The organism is Xanthomonas sp. LMG 8993, assembly GCF_009835065.2.
GTDB lineage: Bacteria > Pseudomonadota > Gammaproteobacteria > Xanthomonadales > Xanthomonadaceae > Xanthomonas > Xanthomonas arboricola.
On the sequence record NZ_QVIF02000003.1, the window covers coordinates 608,563 to 628,148 of the forward strand.

The 19,586-nt window shown below is 67.1% G+C and carries 12 protein-coding genes; 1 reads left to right on the plus strand and 11 read right to left on the minus strand.

All coding sequences use genetic code 11. From position 1 onward, the window contains the following. Window positions 1-679: 679 nt before the first annotated feature. The 8 genes from DYQ94_RS08955 to DYQ94_RS08990 all read right to left on the minus strand — a co-directional run bounded on the left by DYQ94_RS08955 (window position 680) and on the right by DYQ94_RS08990 (window position 12,433). Entirely contained in the window at window positions 680-1,030 is a 351-nt protein-coding gene (locus tag DYQ94_RS08955) for a DUF3325 domain-containing protein (RefSeq protein ID WP_126965239.1), read from the minus strand. After that, window positions 1,018-1,341: a hypothetical protein gene (locus DYQ94_RS08960; RefSeq protein ID WP_104646867.1), complete on the minus strand. Its 324-nt coding sequence runs from the start codon at window positions 1,339-1,341 to the stop codon at window positions 1,018-1,020. The genes DYQ94_RS08955 and DYQ94_RS08960 overlap by 13 nt, the downstream gene beginning before the upstream one ends. Further along, entirely contained in the window at window positions 1,338-2,936 is a 1,599-nt protein-coding gene (locus tag DYQ94_RS08965) for a PepSY-associated TM helix domain-containing protein (protein WP_237474926.1), read from the minus strand. The genes DYQ94_RS08960 and DYQ94_RS08965 overlap by 4 nt, the downstream gene beginning before the upstream one ends. Window positions 2,937-3,000: 64 nt before the next feature. Next, on the minus strand, window positions 3,001-5,532 hold the full coding sequence (locus DYQ94_RS08970) for a TonB-dependent siderophore receptor (protein WP_160954862.1): 2,532 nt from the start codon (window positions 5,530-5,532) through the stop codon (window positions 3,001-3,003). A 116-nt stretch (window positions 5,533-5,648) separates the two neighbouring features. Continuing rightward, window positions 5,649-6,698 (minus strand): FecR domain-containing protein, encoded by a 1,050-nt coding sequence (locus DYQ94_RS08975; protein WP_126965241.1) that lies wholly within the window; start codon window positions 6,696-6,698, stop codon window positions 5,649-5,651. A 9-nt stretch (window positions 6,699-6,707) separates the two neighbouring features. Further along, window positions 6,708-7,217, minus strand: a complete 510-nt coding sequence (locus DYQ94_RS08980) for a sigma-70 family RNA polymerase sigma factor (protein WP_016902856.1) — start codon at window positions 7,215-7,217, stop codon at window positions 6,708-6,710. A gap of 419 nt (window positions 7,218-7,636) precedes the next feature. Next, complete coding sequence (locus DYQ94_RS08985; protein WP_126965242.1) at window positions 7,637-10,051, minus strand: hypothetical protein; 2,415 nt, start codon at window positions 10,049-10,051, stop codon at window positions 7,637-7,639. Window positions 10,052-10,255: 204 nt separating this feature from the next. After that, entirely contained in the window at window positions 10,256-12,433 is a 2,178-nt protein-coding gene (locus tag DYQ94_RS08990; RefSeq protein WP_126965243.1) for a translocation/assembly module TamB domain-containing protein, read from the minus strand. Between the two features lie 387 nt (window positions 12,434-12,820). On the opposite strand from DYQ94_RS08990, the gene scpC reads away from it, so the two are divergent. Beyond that, a complete protein-coding gene (gene scpC / locus DYQ94_RS08995) occupies window positions 12,821-14,335 on the plus strand; it encodes a succinyl-CoA:acetate CoA-transferase ScpC (RefSeq protein WP_039523179.1) in 1,515 nt (504 codons plus the stop codon). A gap of 452 nt (window positions 14,336-14,787) precedes the next feature. On the opposite strand, the gene DYQ94_RS09000 is transcribed toward scpC, so the two are convergent. The 3 genes from DYQ94_RS09000 to DYQ94_RS09010 all read right to left on the minus strand — a co-directional run bounded on the left by DYQ94_RS09000 (window position 14,788) and on the right by DYQ94_RS09010 (window position 19,220). Next, on the minus strand, window positions 14,788-15,861 hold the full coding sequence (locus DYQ94_RS09000; protein WP_126965244.1) for a 3-deoxy-7-phosphoheptulonate synthase: 1,074 nt from the start codon (window positions 15,859-15,861) through the stop codon (window positions 14,788-14,790). 27 nt (window positions 15,862-15,888) lie between these two features. Beyond that, the gene (locus DYQ94_RS09005; protein WP_126750501.1) at window positions 15,889-16,098 is read right to left on the minus strand and encodes a hypothetical protein; all 210 of its coding nucleotides are present in this window, start codon (window positions 16,096-16,098) and stop codon (window positions 15,889-15,891) included. A gap of 224 nt (window positions 16,099-16,322) precedes the next feature. Then, complete coding sequence (locus DYQ94_RS09010) at window positions 16,323-19,220, minus strand: TonB-dependent receptor plug domain-containing protein (RefSeq protein WP_126965245.1); 2,898 nt, start codon at window positions 19,218-19,220, stop codon at window positions 16,323-16,325. Window positions 19,221-19,586 lie beyond the last annotated feature (366 nt).

The following is a 19,586-nucleotide window of genomic DNA, read 5'->3' on the forward strand; positions in this document are numbered from 1 at the left end:
CATCGCAGGACACGCCGCAAGTACGTCCGTGTAGGCTCTTACGCGGCATCCATGCCGCGTAAGGTCCCGCGACATTAGGCGGGCAAGGACCTAGCGAGATGGTCGGTGTGCATGGTTGCAAACGGTGCATGCGGTGCACGACGTGCGCTGGTTGGATCACTCGGCGTTCGCCCAACTTTCATCATTTCTCCATTGCAAGCCGAGCGGCAGGCAAGCCTCCGACACGTACCCTGTAAACGTCTCGTCTGCGACGCAGGCCGAGTCACACGCTTTCAGGAAGCAGCCGACCGACTGTCTGGTGCGGTGGCCTCGCCGGTTGCGGGACCGTGTGGCGGCATGGATGCCGCCACCGAGCCCCCAGGGATGGGTTCACGGCGTGTCCCGCAAGCGGTGAGGACGCCGCGCACTCGACGAGCTGAGCTTTTGACTCGGGCATTTGATCGCAGTTAAAGAGGCCAGCGTTCTAAATCTCGATTGTTTTAGGCGTTGCTTCTTGCGCGCTTGGCAATGCGGATAGATCGGTTGCGTAGCGATTGGTCTGTGGACTTGGTGCAGGGCCCTTGCCCGCCCACCATCGCAGGACACGCCGCAAGTACGCCCATGTAGGCGCTTACGCGACGGTGGGCGGGCAAGGACCAGTCAAACTGGTCGGTGTGTGTGGCCTTCAAACAACAGCAAACTACAGCACACGCCAACCCACCACCCCGCATGCGACGCAGCCCAGCAGCACTGCCAGCCACGCACTCCAGCGCGGCGCGTACGCCAGGCCCAGCGCCACCCACAGCGCGGCCACGCTGGCAAACCCCAGCCACAACAAGGTGCCCACCGCTCCGCCCCAAGCGAGCACGCACAGCACCAGCGCGGCGATCAACAGACAGACAGCCATCGCACGCAGCAACCATCGCTGCATGACCGGCGCAGTGCGGCGGCCGGTGAGCTGCTCGTAATGGCGATGCATCGCCACGGCCAGGGCCATCAGTGCGGCATGGCAGAGCGCGGTGCCCAGCAGCGCGGTGATCAGCCCATCCATGGCGGATGTCCCAGCAACCAGCTCGCACCGCCCAGCACGGCGATGCCCACGCCCAGCCAGCCCCACATGCGCAATGCACTGCGCGCACGAAACATCCACAGCACGACGACGGTGTAGATGGCGAAACTCAGCAATGTCATGCTCAGCACCGAGACCGCAGGTGACACGCCGGCAAACCGCGACAGCAGCTGCGCCAGCACGCTGCAACCGGTGGACGTCAGCGCATAGCCGCCGACGCTGGCAGCGAGCACGCGACCGGCAACCGACCAGCGGTAGCGCGTCACCGACGCGGTGCTCGAAGCAGGCTTCACAACACGTCCATCCCGGCAGTGGCGCCGCGCCTGGCGCGTGTCGGCACCGGTCGCACTGCGCTGCGATGAGCCCGATATGCCGCGTAAGCAAATGCAATGCCGAAGACGAGCGAGACCAGCTCGACCCCGGCGCGCTGCAGGTCGCCGGCAGCCAGGTACACGCCCAGATGTTGCCCGGTGGTGACCGCATTGAGCAGCGGCAAGCCGACACATAGCAGCGCCGTCATCGCCAGTTGCTCCACCCATGCGCGCGCGGGCGGGCGCAGCAGCGCATGCAGCAGCGTGACCGCCCAGACCCACAGGAATGCGTGGATCTCGATCTGGCTGCGGCCGGCCTGCGCGATCGGCACCAGGCGGTTGGCGTAGAAATACGCAATGCTCGCCAAGGCGGTTCCCGCAAGCGCGGCGGCATTGAGCGCTTCCACTACCCGATAGATGCCGGCGGTGGCCGCGCCGAACTCCTGCTCGCTACGCCGACGCCGCTTGATCGAAAACAGCAAGGTACCGGTGGCCATCATCAAGGTGCCGGCCAGGCCGCAGATGAAATACAGCCATTTACTGGTCCAGCCGCCGAACCCGGCCACGTGCAGGGTCTTGATGACCTCTTCCACATCCTGCGCGTGCAGGTCAGTGCGTGCGGCATCCGCGTGCCGCTCCAGCAGCGCGCCACTGTTCGCGTCGAATACCACGCTGTTGGCTGGGTTGAGCAGGCGCCGCGAGCTGCCGGTCGCGGCCACGCGCGCGATCACGCGCAGCTTGCTGCCGGGTTGATCGGGCCGCTCGATCACCAGCGTTTGCGCAGGCGCAGCGTTGAGCGAGTCTGCTCGCTGCACCAGCTCCGGCAGATAGGCAGGCACGTTGTTGACTGCTGCTTCGTCTGTGCTGGCCGCAGGCACTGCCGGCGACAGAGCATCGGCGTAACGCGTGTAGGCGTCCTCGTCGCTGCCATACAGTGCGTGCAATGGCGCGGGCATGTAGCTGGTGTAGAAATACGCCAGGCCGGTGTAGACGATCATCAGCAGGAAGGGCAGCGTCAGCACCGCCGTGGCGTTGTGCGCGTCCAGCCACGAGCGCTGTCCCTTGCCCGGGCGGAAGGTGAAGAAATCCAGAAAGATCCGCTTGTGCACGATCACCCCGGATACCAGCGCGATCAGCCCGCACAGCGACACCCAGCCCACCAGCCAATAGCCGGGAATGCCGCCATGCAAGGTGTAGTGGAAGCTCATGAAATGCCGGCCGCCTTCGGTCTGCCGGCCCCACGGAGACGGCAGCAGCTCGCCGCTCCCGGGGTCCAGCGCTGCCTGATCCTGGCCCTCTGGTGTCCGCCAGGACAGCGTGAGCGCCTCACCCAGCTGCGCGGGCAAGGTGATCCGCCACAGGCGTGCCTGTGGCGCAAGCTGATGCAACTGCGCCAGTGCACGCGGCACCAGCGCTGCTTCCGACAGGACCGTCTGCGTGCTCGCACTCGGCAAGGCCGGTGTGCCCTGCATCCAGCTGGTGATCGGATCGCGGAATACGCTGAGCGTGCCGGTCAGGAAGATTGCGCACAGCAACCAGCCACAGCTCAGGCCGCACCAGGTGTGCAGCCAGGCCATGCTTTGGCGAAAACCTTCTTTCATCCGGCACGCGCCATGCGCCACCGCAGCGCTTGTGCCCGCATCACAGCGCGCCGCGCAGGGTCACCATCACGTTGCGCGGCTCGCCGTAATAGCGCCCGTTAACGAAGCTCGACAAGGTGTTGTAGTAGTGCTTGTCGAACACGTTGTTGAGATTGACCGCCACCGACCATTGCCGGTTGACCTGGTACCGCGCCAATGCATTCCAGACCGCACGCCCCTGGATCGGCGCGGTGGCGGTGCCGATCTGCCGATACGCCGCGCTCTGCGCGCTGACACCGCCACCAACGGTGACGTCCTGCAGCACGCCCGGCAGACGGTAGGTGGTCCATACCCGCAGCAAATGCTTGGGCGTGTAGCTGTTGAAGGTCTGGCCCTGGCTGCTGACATCCTGCAGGTAGGTGGTGCGGTTGAAGGTGTAACCGGCAAACACGTTCCAGTCGCGCAGTACCTCGCCGCTGACTTCGGCATCGAATCCGCGGCTGCGCACCTTGCCGCTGTCGATGTAGCAGAAATCGTTGTTGCGGCAGGTGGGGCTGGTGGTCAGGTCGGCCTGGGCACGGTTTTTCTGCTCGATCTGGAACAGCGCAAACGCGCTATTGATGCGCCCGTCCAGCCACTCCCCCTTGATGCCCAGCTCGTAGTTGGCACCGGTCATCGGCTTGAGCATCTCGCCGGCTTCGGTCTGCGCGTTCTGCGGCTGGAAGATGTCCGCATAACTGGCGTAGGCCGACCAGGTCGGGCTCAATGCGTACAACAGGCCGGCATACGGTGTGACCTGCCCGGTCTCGCGGGTGTGCTCGATCGATTGCGACGGCGACAGCCCGGTGGTGGTGGTGTTCCACAGGGTGTCGTGCCAGCTCACGCGGGTGCCGACGATGGCCCTCAACGGATCCGTCAGCTGCCAGCGCAGTGCGCCGTACAGGCCGAATTCGCGCGAGGTGCCATGCCGGGCCTCGCGTGCATTGGCGAAGATTTCCGCATCGCTGATCGCCCGCACATTGCGCTGCAGATTGAACACGTTGAAGGTCTGGAAGTTGTTCTTGTTGCCGTAGACCGTATCCACGGTGGTCTCGGCGAAGTTGCTGCCGATCACCAACTCGTGCCTGCGCCCCAGTGCATTGAACTGCCCGATCACATTGGCATCGAAGCCAAAGGCGTCCGCATCGGAAATGGTGCGCGCGGCCAGCAGCGCGCCGGTGCCGTTGGCCGGATTGATCGCGCGGCTGGAGCTGGCATATTTCAGATCGTGCAGCTCGCGCACCTGCACCGCGCTGAGCTTGAACACCCAGTCGGCATTGAAGCGATGGTCCAGGTCCAGATACAGCCCGCGATTGGACGAGGACTGCCGGTTCCATGCCGCACCCAGATTGGTCTGACGTGGCAGGCCGATATCGCGGCCATCGCTGAAACTGGGCAGACCGCCGAAGAACGGCCGGCCTTCCACCTGTTCGTAGCTCACGCCCAGGCTGAGCTGGGTCTGCGGCGAGAACGTGTAGTCGAGCGTGCCGTAATAGGTGGGCGTGCGGCGCGTGACCCCATCGACGAACGAGCGCTGCTCCTGGTAATCGATCACCCCGCGCGCGCGCAATGCGCCATCGGCGCTGAGGTTGGCGCTGCCATCGATCAGGGCGCCGTAGCGATCCCAGCTGCCGCCCTGCACCATCACGCTGACGCCCGGCACATCCAGCGGGCGCTTGCGCACCAGGTTCACCGCGCCACCGGGATTGCCCGCGCCCTGCAGCAGGCCGGCCGCACCGCGCAGCACTTCGGCGCGATCGTAGATGCCCATGTTGGCGCTGTAGTTGCTTGCGCGGCCGTACATGCCGCGATTGAGCGGCACGCCGTCGTACTGCACGGTGGTGATGTCGAACCCGCGCGAATAGATGTACTTGCCGCCCTGCGGGCTCTGCACGATGGTGATGCCGGTGGTGCTGGCCAGCGCGTCGTAGACCGAGGTGATGTTCTGCTCGTCCATCAACTGACGGGTGACCACGCTGATCGACTGCGGGATGTCCTTGAGCGCCTGCTCGCCGCGGCCGATGCTGACCGCGCGCGCGGTGTAGCTGCCGGTGCCGCTGGTGGTCGCACTGCGGTTGGCCTGCGCGGTCACCTTGACGGTGGGCAGCAGCCACGCGTCCACCTGGCTGTTGCTCGCGCCCAGCTGCGGCGCGGCGCGCAACACGTAGCCGCCGGTCTGCAACGGCACGGCCTGCAAGCCGCTGCCTGCCAGCAGCGCAGCCAGGGCGGCCGGTGCGGTGTAGCTGCCATCCAGCCCGGCGGTGGTCTTGCCGTCGGTCTGCGCGGCGGTGAAGCTCAGCAACAGATTGGCCGAACCGGCCAGTTCACGCAGCGCCGGCGCCAACGGGCCGGCGGGGATGCGATAAGCCTGGCGTGCATCCTGCGTGGCAGGCGCGGTCTGGGCGATGGCATCGGGCATGCCCGCACACACGCCCAGGCTGCAGAGCGCAACCGCCACGGCGGTGCCGAGCGGCCGCTGCACGGCCCGCACCAGGGCGTTGCGCTGCAACGACGAAGAGGAAAGTTGGCCGCGGCGGCGGGCAGTGATCGACATGCTGTTCCCACAAAGGTTGGTGTCGCACTGACACCGTCATTGGGGAGGTGCCACAACTGCGGCGATCGGGCAGCCCGGATGCAAACTTTTTTCGGCGACGGCCGGCTGGCGGCGCCTCAGCCCTGCCCGGCCGCCTGCACCGTCACCCAGTAGCGGCTGCGCCGGCTCACCCGCACCGGCAGCACGCTGGGCAGCATTGCCAGGATGCGGTCGGTGTCGTCCAGCGGGAACACGCCCGAGACGCGCAGGCTGCCCACCTGCGGGTCGCAGCGCAGCAGCCCGGCGCGATAACGGTCGAGTTCGGCGAGAAAGACATCCAGGCGCCACTCGTCGGCGACCAGCTGCCCGCGTACCCAGGCCGCGGCCTGTGCATCGACCGGCGCGATGGCGCCGAGCGCCTCGGCGGTAAACCGACACTGCTCCCCTGCCTGCACGCGCCCGACGGCCTGCGCGGCCGCATGTGGCCGCACCTCCACCGCGCTTTCCAGCACGCTCAGCCGGGTGTCGTGTTCGTCCTGGCGCACGCAAAAGCGCGTGCCCAATGCACGGATATCGCCCTGCGCGGTGCGCACCAGCAGCGGGCGCGCGTCGTGATCCGCGCCCAGCGCATGCGCGGTGGTCACCATGATCTCGCCGGCCAGCAACTCCAGCAGCCGCTGCTGCGCGTCGAACCGCACGTCGATGGCGCTGCGCGTGTTGAGGGTGATGCGGCTGCCGTCCTGCAACTGCACCTCGCGGCGCTGGCCGGTCGTGGTGGCGTAATCGGCGGTGGCGCGCTGCCAGCGTTCGGTGCGCGAGGCCAGCACGCCGGTGGCCCCGGCCACCCCGCCCCACAGCAGCAGATTCAGCGCCTTGCGCCGGCCAGGCGATGCCTGGCCGTTGCTACCCGCATACGGCGACAGGCTGCGATAGGCCGCCTGCGGGGTCAGCGTCTTCAGCCGCCCGGTCACCGCTTCGATATGCGTCCACGCCCGCGCGTGGTCCGGATGCGCATCGCGCCACTGTTGCCAGCGCTGCAGCTGCGCCTCGCTCGCGGTGCCGGACATCAGCACCGTCAGCCATTGCGCGGCCTGGTCGGCGACCTCGGCGCTGATCGGTTGCCCGCCGGCCAGCGGCGCGCGCTGGCCGGCAGCGGTGCGCGCACGAGGTGAGGCGGCATCAGCCATCCGTGCAGCTCACGCCGACAGGGCGAACAGGCAGTGCCGGTTGGCACGCGTGAGGTATTGCTTGACCGAGCTGCTGGACACGCCCAGCCGCTGCGCGATCTGCGCGTAACTCAGCTCCTGCAGATGCGCCAGCAAAAAGGCTTCCTTCACCTTGGGCGGCAGGCCATCCAGCGCCTGGTCCACCTGCTGCACCGCTTCCAGCGCCAGCAGTTGCAGCTCCGGCGACGGCGCCAATTCCTCCGGCAGCGCAGCCAGCAGTTCCAGGTAGCTGGTTTCCAGCAACTTGCGCCGCTGCCGGTGCGCCATCAGCCGGCGCGCGATGGTGGCCAGGAACGGGCGCGGCTCGCGGATCTCGTCGGCGGCGCCCGCGCTGATCACGCTGATGAAGGTGTCCTGCGCCAGGTCGGCAGCCACGAACGCATCGCCCAGCTTGCGCCGCAGCCAGCCCTGCAGCCAGCCATGGTGGTCGGTGTACAGGCGCTCCACCTGTTGATGAAGCGCGCCTTGCGTGACCGACACGATGACCTCCTGGACGGCTGGACCCAGGCGGCAAGGCGCCCGGCGATAAATGAGAATTGATCTCATTCTAGCGGAAGCCGGCGACGTATGCAGGCGCGGCCGCTGGCCACCCCATCACGCGGATCGAGAACATGTAGGCGGTTGATGCTCAAAGTGACCCGGCAGTGGCCTGGGCAAGCCTTCAACAACTAGGCGTTTCGCGCGCTGAGCGGAGGCCAAGTGGCTTGACTGGCCAAGCTTCAGGCAATAAAAAAGCCCGCTTGCAGCGAACTGCCAGCGGGCTTTGCTCCCTCCCCCACGTCGGGATGCAGGATCATAGTGCGCGCCCCGAACGCCACTTGCACGCTGCACTGCAAAACAACACCAGGCAGTACAGAACTGGCGCTTTTTCCTTCACACCGCACTGGCGCGCGGCGACCTCAGCGCAGCAGATCGGGCTGGGCCTGATACCACTCCGGTGCACGCAGCAGATGCCATTCCGGGGTCTGGCCGCGCAACCCCACCGCCGCGCTCAACATGCCCCAGCGCGCGAGCAGACTGCCGCTGCGTTGGCTGCCCTGCAAACGCAGGCGCGCATCCACCTGGAAGCGTTGGTTGCGCGCCTGCAAGCGATCGACGATGACGGTGTCGCCCTGCCAATGCACGCGCCCGGTCACCTGCGCCTGGCCTGCATCCACCAGCCGCAGCATCCAGTTCGGAATCGAACGGTCGCGCGCGTACAGCGCCATCAGGAACGCCAGATCGCGCACCTGGATGCGCACGCGACCATCCACGCCGACCGGCTGGTGCCATTGCATGCGGGTGTCCTCCAGCACGATGCGCGCCCACCAGCCATCGCGGCGCTGACCATCCGGCCCGGTGAATCCGATATTGCGCAGCTGGATGGTGCTGGCGTCGAGGCGAAAGTTTTCCGCACGCAGATCGCCGCGTTGCAAGCGCAGATCCGCATCCACATCGCCACGCAGTGCCAGGCCGGCAAACTGCAGCCGCGCCGCACGCGCACCGATGCGCAAGCCACCCTTGCCGATACGCCCACCGGGTTCGATCTGCAGATCGCCACTGAGCACACCGTTGCCGCCATCGAAACGCAGTTGCTGCTGCGGCAGATAGCGGTTGTAGGCACGCAGATCCGGCACGCGCGCATTGGCGAACACCAGATGCGCGCGCGTGGCGTCGCGCAGCGTGGCCAGGTTGCGTGCATCGGCGCGCGTCTGCAGGTCCAGACGCAGGTCGCGGCCCTGCACGAACGGGCGCGTGGGCGCATCGCTGTGCGCAATGGAGAACTGCTGCATCTGCAAGGCAAGTGCCGGCAGCAGCTGTCCGTTCGCATCGGCGCTCACCCGCAGGTCGGCACTGGCCTGCCCATCGATCGCATGCCCCATCACGCCGACATGCGCACGCACGTGCGGCACCTGCAGGCGACTGCCGGCACCGAGCTGGCCGTGATCGATGCGCAGATCCGCATCCACCAGTCCGTCGCCTTCCAGCGTCAGCCAGTCCACGTCCGGGAACAGCGCCGGAATCCAGCTCAGCGAAGACAGCTGCCAATGCAGGCGCGCATGCCCGGAGGTGCGCGGCAGCAGGCTGCGCATCGATTGCAGCGGCAGCTGCCGGCCCAGCACGCGCAGATCCGCATCCAGGGTCAGCCCGGCATCGGCCGGCTCGGGCATGCTCACCTGCAGGCGCATGTCCTGATCCACCTGCAGTTGCGCTGCAAGCTCGCCCAGCAGGGCGGCCGGCGTGCGCGTGCTGTCGTGCAGGGGTGCGCGCCATTGCAGCTGGCTGCCGGGCTGCAAGGCGCCACGTATCCAGCGCAACTGCCCATCCGCACGCCCCGTGCCGGCGCGTGTGGCGAGCGTATGGCGCCCCTGCGCATTACGTACGACATCCAGTGCCACGGTGTCGCCATGCACGCTCACCTGTGCATCGGCAAGCTGCAGCATGGCCAGCCCACGTGCCTGCTCCGGCGCATGCCGCGCGATGCTGGCTTCGATGCGCAGCTGGCCGTTGCGCAGCACTTCGCTGTCACCCCAGCGCATGCGTGCGTTGTCGAAGCGCGCCCGCGAGGGAAACACTTCCATCGGCCCGCCACGCAACTGCTTGAACAGACCGAGCTGCAGCTGACCATCGCCTTCGATCCGCAGCTGACGCAGCGTCACTGCCTGCACCTGATCGGCGACGATGCGGTCGAACTGCAGGGTCCAGGCCGGAGCGGTCGATGCGGGACCTGCGGGTGCGCCAGCGGTATTGGCGACCCCAGAGGATGGCGGCACGCGGGCGGCTGCGCCGGTCGTCCGTGCGGGCGGCGGCGTGCTCGCCGCGAGGTCTGGGGTGCGTGTGGGTGGCTTGTCCTGCGCGGTCGTTGGCTGCGGCGTACCGGCTGCGTCAGCCGGCGCTGCGGCAGCGACTTGCGTGTTCGGCGCTGTCGCCGGTGCTGGCGTCGCCACGGTACCGGCTGTGGGTACAGCCGCCTGCATTCCGCCGCGCACCCCGTGCGCATGCAGCTCCGGCACCAGCAACTGCCGATGCAGCAACGGCAATAGCCGCACCTGCCCGCTCATGCGCTGCGCGCTGACGTTCCAGCGGGTGCGTGTGGAGCGGCCTTGCAACTCCACCTTCCACAGCGTCAGCCGGCCCGGCCACCAGGTCACTGCCGGGCCCCAGTGCATGGTGAACCGGTCCGGCTTGCGATTGAGCGCGGCCGGCCCGAGTGGCGTGTTGAGCAACAGGTTGCCGAGCAGCAGATAGCTTGCGTACACCACCAGTAACGCCAGCAACGGCCAACGCACCAGGCGGGGCAACCTTTGCCAGCGGGCGCGAACAGGCATCGTCATGACGGCAGGCTCCTGAAGACCGCGCACGCGGCGTGGCGCAGTGTGCCAAGGAAACCGTGAGCGCGGTGCGCAGCGGCGATTGCGGCTGGGCACCGGCAGGCTGCCCTGTGTGCAGTGGATGTCCTACACGCCCGGCAGTGTGCGCACGCCTCGTCGAAGACGGCAAAGCTGGCCGCATTACGCAAGCCTCAAACCACGAGCCGCTTACTTCGCCTTCGATACCGCCGGCAACAACCCCGGCTGCGCGTCGTACCACTCGCGCGCGCCGGCCAGATGCCACTGGCGCTGCTTGCCATCGAGTTCGATCCCGGCGCCCAGCACGCCCCAGCGCAGATACAGATCGCCGCGCCGCTGCTCGTCGTTCAAGGCCAGCCTTGCACGCAGCGACAGCCGCGCATTCTCCGCATGCAGGTCGTCGATCAGCAACTGCTGCTTGCGCCAACGTACCCTGCCGGTGGCGTCGAGCTCGCCCGAATCCAGCAAGCCCAGTACCCAGCGCGGATAATCGGCACGTTGCGCAAACACCGACAGCAGCGGCGCGACATCGCGCATGCGGATCGCCGCATCGGCATCCACCTGGAACGGTGCGCTGGCCTGGATGGTGCCGGCACCGACCTGCATCTGCCCCCACCAGTTGGCGTCGCTGCTGTCGTCGCCCACACGCATATTGCGCAGGCGCACGCGCGTGCCGCTGAGGTCGAAGAACTTGTTCTTGAAATCGGCACGCTGCAGCTGCGCCTGCAATTCGGCATCGCCACGCATCTGCACGCCGGCCAGCGCCAGGTGCGCGCCCTGCCCGCGCAGGTTGGCGTGGCCGCTGCCCACATCGCCGGCGGCATTGAGCGCCACATCGCCGGTCAGGCTGCCGCTGCCGCCGAGCAGGCGCACGTTCTTGCCGGGCAGGTAACGGTTGTAGACGGTGAGATCGGGAACGCGCGCATCGCTGAAACGCAGCTGTGCCTTGAGCGTGTCGCGTAGGCGCGCCAGTTCGGCATCGCCATGCATGGCCAGCTGCAGATCGCGGCCGTCCAGCAGGACCTGCCTGGGCGCATCGCGCGGTGCGGCCTTGAAGGTGGGGATGCTCACCTCCAGATGCGCCTGCGGCGTGGCGGCATCGTCGATGCGCCCATGCGCCTTGGCGATACCGGCCAGCCGCGTGTCGAACACCTGCGCCACCGCCTCCACACGTGGAATCTCCAGGCTGCTGCCGCTGGCGAGCCGCCCTTGCGCCAAGCGCAGATCGGCCTCGACCAGGCCGCCGCCTGCGAGCTGGAACCAGGGCTTGCGCACGAACAGCTCGGCGATCCAGTTCAGCGATTCGAACTGCCAGCGCCCACGCACCTGCCCGGACAGGCGCGGCAGCACCTGCGCAGGATCCTGGAAGGGAATGCTGCGCCCGGCGATGCGCAGATCGGCCTGCAGTTCGCTGCCCGTCTTCTCGTCGCGCGGCAGGCGTGCCTGCACACGGATGTCGCGCGCCACGTCCAGCTGCAGCGCCAGCATGCCGCGGTCGGTCGCGCCGACGCCGGCCATCAACGGCAGACGCCAGACCGCATGGCTGCCCTCCTGCAGGGTGCCGCGATCCAGCGTGATGTCGGCCTCCACCCGCGCCGCGGACGGCCCGCTGCGGATGTCCACATGCGGCGCGCCGGTGTCGATCTTCAACGCCACGGTCGCCGCCTTCAGCTGCAGGCGCGCATGGGTAATGCCGAGCTTGCGCAGGCCCGGCGCCTGGTCGCGGTAATGGCGCGGAAACTGGAATTGCGCATCCAGCTGCGCGCCATTAAACACCTGCACCCCGTCATAGCTGACCACCGCATCGCGAAAGCTCGCTTCGGAGGGAAACAGCTCCGACGGGCCGCCCTTGAGCTGCTTGAGGAAGCCGACGCTGCCGTGGCCCTGCCCGGCGATCAGCAGCTTGCCCAGGCGCGCACTGCGGATGCTGTTGCTGGTGATCGCATCGAAGCGCAGCGTCCAGCCCTGATCGCCGCGCGGCGGTGGCGGAATGGGCGTGTCGGAGGTTTCCACTTCCGCTTCCAGGCCGGTGGCATGCAGCCAGGGCAGGCGCACCTCGCGCCGCAACAGTGCAAGCAAGGCCACGCGCGCATTGGCGCGGTCGGCGTGAAACACGTACACGGTGCGGTTGGCCTGCCCACGCATGCGCACGTTCCAGGCCATCACCTGCCCCGGAAACACGGTCAGTGCCGGGCCGGTCTGCATGGTGAATTTATGCGGCTGCCGGTTGGTGACGGCATCGAACAGCGGCGTGTTGAGAAACAGGTTGCCGGCCAGCAGATACAGCGCATACAGCGCCACCAGCACGACCACTGCGATGCGCCCTGGCCGGGGCCAGCGCTGGAAGCGGTCGCGAAGAGAGGACATGGGCGCAGGCAGAAGTCGAGTCTGCCGCCACTATCGCGGTTGCGCTGGCGGCGAGGCGTGAACATGGCCGGTAGCGCGTCACCACCCGCGCTGTACGGCAGCCGGGATGCGTTGACGGTTGGCGCTGCAGTGCAGGAGTGTGACAGGGCGTACCGGCACGCGCTCGCCAGATAACCGCCGGCCCGCCGGCGGCAACGCCGACGCCAGGCTGCAGATGCGGCAACGAAAGCGGACGCAGCGTCGATGTGTTGCCCCAACCGACCTGGCACGCAACAGTCCGCTTCGCACGCAGTTGCGGCCATCTGCACCGGTGCATTGCACCATGGTCGCAGCGCCGCCAGCGCATGCAGCGGCGATAATGGCAGTCCCCTGTCCCGCTGTGCCGCCATGTCCGACGAACGCATCCTGTACGCGCCGCTGCGCGAGCGCCTGGTTTCTGCCGAGGCCGCTGCCGCATTGATCCAGCCCGGCGAGACCGTGGCGATGAGCGGCTTCACCGGCTCCGGTTACCCCAAGGCGGTGCCGATGGCGTTGGCACAGCGTATCGAAGCGGCGCATCTGCAGGGCCAGCCATTCCAGATCAAGCTGATGACCGGCGCGTCCACCGCGCCGGAACTGGACGGCGCGCTGGCCAAGGCCGACGGCATCGCCATGCGCATGCCGTTCCAGTCCGACCCGGACGCGCGCCAACGCATCAACGCCGGCACGCTGGACTATATCGACATCCATCTCAGCCACGTCGCCCAGCACGTGTGGTTCGGCTTCTACGGGCAGATCGACACCGCCGTGGTGGAAGTCTCGGCGATCCGCGCCGACGGCAGCCTGGTGCCGTCCACCTCGATCGGCAACAACAAGACCTGGCTGGACCTGGCCAGCAAGGTGATCATCGAGGTCAACGACTGGCAGCCGGCCGGCCTGGATGGCATGCACGACGTGTACTACGGCACTGCGCTGCCGCCGCAGCGCAAGCCGATCCCGTTGATCCACGGCGACGACCGCATCGGCGAGCCCAGCCTGCGCTGCGATCCGGACAAGATCGTGGCAGTGGTGCGCACGCATGGCCCGGATCGCAACAGCCCGTTCGCTGCCGCCGACGACAGCAGCGAACGCATCGCCGAGCACCTGATCGCGTTCCTGCGCCATGAAGTGGACAAGGGCCGGCTGCCGGCCAGCCTGCTGCCGCTGCAATCGGGCGTGGGCAATATTCCCAATGCGGTGCTGGCGGGGCTTGCACGCAGCGGCTTCCGCGACCTGGAAGCGTTCACCGAAGTGATCCAGGACGGCATGCTCGCGCTGCTGCGCGATGGCGTGCTGCGCTATGCCTCGTGCACCGGTTTTGCGCTCAGCCCGGAAGGCAACGAGGAGTTCAAGCGCAATATCGATTTCTACCGGCAACGCATCATCATGCGCACGCAGGAGATTTCCAATCATCCGGAGCTGGTGCGCCGGCTTGGCTGCATCGGCATGAACGGCATGATCGAGGCCGACCTGTACGGCAACGTCAATTCCACCCACGTGATGGGTAGCCGCATCATGAACGGCATCGGCGGTTCCGGCGACTTTGCGCGCAACGGCTTCCTGTCGATCTTCCTGAGCCCCAGCATCGCCAAGGCTGGCAGCATCTCGTCGATCGTGCCGATGGTCAGCCATGTCGATCACACCGAACACGATGTCTCGGTGATCGTCACCGAACAAGGCCTGGCCGATCTGCGCGGCCTCACACCCAAGCAACGCGCACGCCAGTTGCTCGATCACTGCGTACACCCGCGCTACCGCGATGCGCTGGAAGATTATGTGGCGCGCGCCAATCGCGACAGCTATGGCAAGCACACCCCGCATCTGCTGACCGAGGCCTTGTCGTGGCATCAGCGCTGGTTGGAGACGGGGGATATGTTGGGGTGAGCCGGGATTCGGGAATCGGGAATCGGCGCTTGTAGCGCAGCGTGACGGTGTTGCTAGAAAGATCGGAGCACGGTCGTCGTGCCAGTGTTTAACGCTTCGCGAACTTCATTGCTGGCATCGACATGCTGCGACATCGCGATGTCACGGATGTGGCGGATAACGTTCCTGCCCGCTCGCATTCGGCGGCAGGATGGCTCTCTCCCCCTCCTGCCGCTGGGCGCGACGGGTCACCACTGGGTGGTGTCCAATCCGTCGGGCCGGCTCCCTGCGCCGGCCCGGCGTTCTCGTTCTGGAGCGGCCATCAGCACGCGTGCGCTTGTGTTCATTGCCAGGCTGCTCGAGAGGGGCTTCTCCCTTCTCCCTTCTCCCTTCTCCCGGCGGGAGAAGGTGGCGCGTAGCGCAGGATGAGGGTACGCGAGAAGCCTCGTGTTCTCGCCCCACCGCATCAACGATCACGCAGCTTCGGCAACCCGCCTTGCGCGACGTGCGCGCACGGCCGTCGCCAGGCGCTCGAGCACCTGCACCGAGGCGTCCCACCCCAGGCAGCCGTCGGTGATGCTCTGGCCGTAGGTCAGTGCGCAGCCGGGCACCAGTTCCTGGCGTCCGCCGACCAGGTGGCTTTCCACCATGACGCCGACGATGCGGGTCTCGCCGCCTTCCAGTTGCGTGGCGATATCGTCGATGACCTTGGGCTGGTTCTCGGGATTCTTGCCGCTGTTGGCGTGGCTGGCGTCGATCATCAGCCGCGCCGGCAAGCCGGACGTGGTGAGCACCTGGCTGGCCGCTTCCACATTGGCCGCGTCGAAGTTGGGCTGCTTGCCGCCGCGCAGGATCACGTGGCAATCCGGGTTGCCTGCGGTCGCGGCCACCGCAGTGTGGCCGTCCTTGGTCACGGCCAGGAAATGATGCGGGTGCGAGGCCGCACCCACCGCGTCCACCGCAATCTTGACGTCGCCGCCGGTGCCGTTCTTGAAGCCCACCGGGCACGACAGGCCCGAGGCCATTTCGCGATGCACCTGGCTTTCGGTGGTGCGCGCGCCAATCGCGCCCCAGGCCACCAGGTCAGCGATGTACTGCGGCGAGATGATGTCGAGGAATTCCACACCGGCCGGCAGGCCGAGGTTGTTGATGTCGCGCAGCAGACCGCGCGCCACCCGCAGGCCCTTGTTGATCTGGAAGCTGCCATCCAGATCCGGATCGTTGATCAGGCCCTTCCAGCCGATGGTGGTGCGCGGCTTTTCGAAGTACACCCGCATCACGATCTCCAGCGCGTCGCCGAATTGCTCGCGCAGCGGGCGCAGGCGGTGCGCGTAGTCCATCGCCGCGACCGGATCGTGGATCGAGCAGGGCCCGATCACCACCGCCAGGCGGTCGTCACGGCCATGCAGGATCTCGTGCAGCGCGGCACGCGAATTGGTCACGGTCTCGGAGGCTCGCTCGTCGCAGGGCAGCAGCGACAGCAGCTGCGAGGGCGGGGCAAGGGCTTCGATCTTGCGGATACGCAGGTCATCGGTCACAGGCGGCATAACAGTGTCTCGGTGGGCGGTGTTGCATCAGGGAGCCAGGCGCGGCGGCAACAAAAAAGCCGCCAGTGTGCGCTGGCGGCTTTTCGGGAATGCTGCTGAAGATTTCTTCAGGGTGAGCGCAATCCGTCCTCCGCCAGCGGCATCGGAAAACCGTAGTACCAAAAGTAAAACTGGCTGCGGGGTGCGTTCATTGAGTGCATTGATACCACGCACGTTTGGCCGTTGCCACTGTTTCATCGGCAACGGAACGTTGCAGCGGTGCTCCCGCGGGGTGCCTGCAAGCCGCATGTGTCGCGCCGACCACCGCGGCGCACGACAAGCTGGGCGAACCGATGCGCGGCATTACCACGCGCGCGTTGGCAGGCCGGGATCGAGCACGGCTTGCCTGCGCAGATGGCATCGACGATGCATCGCACGCCACGGCGCTCTGCCGCGGCGTGCGATGCGGCCAGCACCTTCAATCAGAACGTAAACACATATTCCGCCGCCACTTCGCGGCCGATCGGGTTGAACAAGGTGGTGTTGTAGAAGCCGTAACCGTAGAAGCGCTCCTTGTTCTCGTAGCCCACTTCGTTGAACACGTTGTTGACGTAGAAGTTGACCTTGGCGTGGTCGGTGATCCTGTAGCCGGTGCTGAGATTCCAGTAGATCGCCGGGCCGACGCGGCCGAAGTAGCGCTTGCTGCTCTCGCCCAGATGCACGTTGGCGGTGTCGGTGACCACGCATGCGTCCGAGGCACTGGGTTGGTAGCCGTCGTCGAAGCGCTCGCAGGTGCCCCAGTTGACCGCGCGCATGGAGCCGAGCCGGCGGAAGTACACCGTCCAGTCCCAGGCGCCGCCGTTGTCCCAATGCACGCTGCCCCGCACACGGCTGCGCACGCGTTCGTCGCGGCGGTTTTCGTCGCTGTCGGTGCGGTAGATCTGCTCGCGATAGGCCAGCAGATTGTTGTAGTCCAGCGACAACTGGAAGTTGCCCCAACCCGCCGCGGCAAGCCGGTATTTCAGCGAGGCATCGATGCCGGAGGTTTCCATCTGCGCCAGGTTGATCGGGCCGCGCTCGATGCTGGCAATGGTGCCGTCGGCATTGCGCAACACGCGCGAGGTGATGGTGTCGCAATAGCCGGCGCCGCCGGGATTGTTCCAGGCGCCGCCGCTGATGGTGGTGCCGGTGCGGCAGCCGGCTTCGGCCGACAGGATCTCGTCGCGGTCCAGATCCTTGATCATTTCCTCCAGCTCGATGCGGTAGTAATCCACGCTCAGCGACAGGCCCTGCACGATGTCCCACACCACCCCGCCGGTGAACGAGCGGCCGGTTTCCGAGCGCAGATCCGGCGTGCCGCGACGGTTCACGTCCACGGTGTAGTAGATGTTGCTGTTCTCGTCGTTGCAGCCGCCGGTGAGATACGCGCCGGTGGCGATGCAGCGGTACTGGTCGATCACGGTCTGGTTGGTGGAGCTGGGTTCGCCGAGCACGTAATGCATGTCCGGCGCGCGGAAGCTGGTGGCCAGCGTGCTGCGCACCAACAGGCTCTCGACCGGGCGCCACTCCAGACCCGCGCTCCAGGTGGTGTCGCTTTGGGTGCCGACATCGGTCGGAATCGCCGCCGAAGAACGGTAACTGCCGTAGCGATCGTAGCGGCCGGCGACATTGGCGCTCAGCGTCGACAGCAGCGGAATCTGCAATTCCAGCCCGGCCGAACTGCGCATGCGCTCGCCGCCGCCACTGTCCACCACATCGACCGGATAGCACTCGTTGGCGCAGGGGTCGGGCGACAGCTGGTAGCCCTGCTTGGCGACTTCGGCCACGGTGGCGAAGCGGATCGGCCCGGCCCAGCCCTGCACCAGATCGCCGCTCAGGCTGAAGCTGGCCTGGTTCACCCACGAATACGCCGAGTTATGCGATTTGGCGACCAGCTCGTCGTACTCGCTCGAGGACAGCGGTGCATACAGGCGCGCCTGGTTGATCGCATAGATCGGCGTGCCGTCGGCGGCGCTGCCGGTGGGGCTGCCGAGGAAATAATCGGTGGCGCGGGCGGTGTCCACGGTGCGTACGTATTCGTCCACCGTGTAGCGCGAGCGGCCCACGCTCAGCTCCCAGTCGAAGCGGTCGGCCCACACGCCACGCAAGCCGGCGCTCAGGTCCCAGGACTGCTCCTTGTTGTAGTTGGCCAGCCGGTCCCAACCGCCGGCCTCGCGCCGGGTGAGCTGCCGGATCGCATACAGCGAGCGGCCGGTGTCGGCGTCCTGGAACGGACCCAGATACACGTACGGCGGGTCGTAGGTCCAACGGCCGATGCTGCGGTTGGCCGACAGCGTGGCCCAGGCTTCGGTGTGCTCGCCGAACTTCCAGGTGCCGTAGAGATAGGCCGAATAGTCCTCGCTGCCGGTGACCAGCCCCCAGTCGCCGTAGTCGCGCGCCACGCCGCAGTAGTCGCCGGCGTTGGTGACCACCCCGGTGTTCTGGTTGTAGCTCAGCCGCTGCCCGTTGATGAACTCGCCGCCGAAGCGCGCGCAGGTGCCGGCGGGCGGTGCGAGGCGTTCGTTGGTGTTGGCATCGACCAGGCTCAGGCCGGTGAACGGGTTGAAGCCGTAGCGGCGGTTCTGCCCGGTCCAGTTGGAATAGGCCATGTCGTCGGAATCGTCCATCTCGGGGCGATCGCGCCCGCTCAGCGGATCGCGCCGGGTGGCCTGCAGCGCGTAGGTCAGGCTCCAGTTCTCGCCGGTGCGCCCGCCGGCCCAGGACACGTCGAAGCTGTCGCGGCCGCCTTCGGTGGCAGTGCCGCCGCGCAGCCGCACCTGGTCGCCCTGGTAATCGCGCTTGAGGATCACGTTGACCACGCCGGCCACCGCGTCCGAGCCGTAGATCGCCGAGGCGCCGCCGGTCAGGATGTCGATGCGCTCCACCGCCGCAGACGGGATGTTGCTGTAGTTGGAAAAGTTGCTCTCGCCGCCGTACGGCAGCGGGTAGTCGGCCACGCGGTGGCCGTTGACCAGCAGCAGGGTGCGGCCCGGGCCCAGGTCGCGCAGGTTGATCGGCGAGGCGTTGGGCGTATGCGAGCCCCATTGCGTGTCGGCCTCCACCGAGCCCTGCTGGTTCATGCTGTTGAGCACGTCGTAGACGGTGGCGAATCCCTCCTGCTGGATCTGCTGCGCAGAGATGGTGACCACCGGTTGCGCGCCCTCGACCTGCGCGCGCTTGATGCGCGAGCCGGTGACGCTGACCGCGTCCAGGGTGGAGGTGGCGCGCGGTTGCTCCGGCTCGGCCTGCTGGGCCGCCGCCGCCGCCGACGGTGCGATGGCGGCGGTCAGGGCGAGGGACAAGGAAATCGACAAGGCAAGGCGATGACTGCGGCAGTTCATAAGATCCCCGGGAGAGGCCGGCATGGCCGGCGTGGCGTTCCACTGCAACGACGCCTGCGAGCGATGCACCGCATCGCCGCCCCCTGTCCGATGGCCCCCCGACCGTTCGGCGCAAGCGCCTGCCCAGCGACGCTAGGTTGGCGCTGACATCGATGTCAACACACTGTCATGCAAGTGTGATGGGGTTCGCGATCCACGCGATGGCACGCACGTCGACACGGTTGGGGCCGCGAACCGATTGCGCAAGCCAATGGCATCGGCCCCGCGTAGGAGCGCACCCGGGCGCGATTGGGGCATTCCCGGTGAAGCCCCTTCGCGCCCTGGGGCGCTCCTACGGGGTCATGGGGTTTGCGTGGCCATGCAAGC